Annotated in this window: 2 protein-coding genes and 1 pseudogene; all 3 read left to right on the top strand. The window is 64.8% G+C overall.

Translation table 11 applies throughout. The features are described from left to right. Positions 1–267 (top strand): annotated as a pseudogene (locus AC1DUU_RS31115) (enoyl-CoA hydratase family protein); the annotation flags it as partial. A 3-nt stretch (positions 268–270) separates the two neighbouring features. Continuing rightward, complete coding sequence (locus tag AC1DUU_RS31110; protein ID WP_476787161.1) at positions 271–1,464, top strand: acyl-CoA dehydrogenase family protein; 1,194 nt, start codon at positions 271–273, stop codon at positions 1,462–1,464. 11 nt (positions 1,465–1,475) lie between these two features. Continuing rightward, positions 1,476–1,783: acyl-CoA thioesterase (locus AC1DUU_RS31105; protein WP_476787160.1), on the top strand; the 308-nt coding region annotated here is incomplete at its 3' end.

The raw sequence follows: 1,783 nt of genomic DNA, 5'->3' as shown, positions 1-1,783 counted from the left end.
GGTCACAACTGGGGCTTCTACAACGCGCTGCATGAACGCCCGAACCTGCTTGCCGAGGCGCAGAAGTTCGCCCGTACCGTTGCCGACGGTCCGTGGTTCGCGCACGCCATGACCAAGAAGATGCTCGATCAGGAATGGGCGATGGGCATCGACCAGCTGATCGAGTCCGAAGCGCAGGCCCAGGCGATCTGCATGGCGACTGGCGATTTCCGCCGCGCCTTCGAAGCCTTCGCCGCCAAGACTAAGCCGGAATTCAAGGGGAACTGAGCCATGGCTTCGCATTCGGCGCCGGTGGGAAATCCGACCCGCGATCACCTCGACTGGCCGTTTTTCGCCGACAGCCACCGCGCGCTCGCGGTTGAACTCGACGGCTTTGTCGCGGGCGGCGGACTTGATGGGATCGACCATGCCGACGCTTATGCGGCCTGCAAGAAGTTGGTCCCTGCACTGGGAGCTGCCGGCATCCTCAGGCATTGCGTGCCGGCGGCATTTGGCGGTGTGTCGGAGCAAATCGACAGCCGCTCGCTCTGCCTGATCCGCGAAACGCTCGCTTATGCCGACGGCCTTGCCGATTTCGCATTCGCCATGCAGGGCCTGGGTACAGGCGCCATCAGCCTGTCGGGATCGGACGAACTCAAACTGGCGATCCTGCCCAAGATCGCTCGTGGCGAGCTGATCTCGGCCTTCGCGCTGACCGAGCCGGACGCCGGCTCGGACGTCGCGGCGATGAGCACCAGCGCTGCCCGCGCCGGCAACGACTATGTGCTCGACGGCGAAAAGATCTTCATTTCCAATGGCGGCATCGCCGATGTCTATACGGTCTTCGCCCGCACCGGCGAAGCGCCGGGCACACGCGGCAYTTCGGCTTTCGTCGTCTTCGCCGACACGCCGGGCTTTTCGATCGCCGAGCGCATCGAAACGATCGCGCCGCATCCGCTCGCCCGGGTGCGCTTCGACAACTGCCGTATCCCTGCGTCGCAGCTTTTGGGCGCGCCGGGCGAAGGCTTCAAGATCGCCATGCGCACGCTCGATATCTTCCGTCCGTCGGTGGCTGCCGCAGCGCTCGGCTTCGCTCGCCGCGCGCTCGACGAAGCTGTCGCACACGCCAAGTCGCGAAAAATGTTTGGCGCGACACTGGCCGACCTGCCGACCGCGCAGAGCACGCTGGGCGAGATGGCAACGGCAATCGACGCCGCCTCGCTTTTGACCGTGCGCACCGCCTGGCGGCGCGACGTGCAGAAACTGCCGATCACCCGCGAGGCCGCCATGGCCAAGATGACGGCGACGGAAAACGCCCAGTGGGTCATCGACCAGGCGCTGCAGATGTTTGGCGGGCGCGGCGTGCGCGTCGGTGAGATCACCGAGCGGCTCTACCGCGAAATCCGCGCGCTGCGCATCTACGAGGGTGCAACAGAAGTGCAAAAGCTGATCATCGGCCGTGAGCTGATGAAGGCCGYGAAGTAGAGGGCGCAACCTTGACCTTCCGCACCAGCCGGCCGCTGCGTTTCGGGGACTGCGACCCTTCCGGGATCGCCTATTTCCCCTCCTATTTGAACATCCTCGTGGGGGTTCTGGAGGAGTTTTTCGGCTCGGTCGGCGCGCCGTGGAAAGAGCTGATCACTGAGCGACGCATCGGCACGCCAACCGTGCGGCTGGATCTCACCTTCGTCCATCCCGGCTTCCACGGCGACACGCTCGATTTCGAGCTTGCGGTTCGCCGGGTCGGCCGCTCCTCGCTTGACCTGGAGCATAAAATTTCGGCGGCAGGCACCCTGCTCTGGAG

Source organism: Aminobacter sp. P4_H6_2 (assembly GCF_056400805.1).
This window is presented reverse-complemented; position numbering and strand designations above follow the sequence as displayed.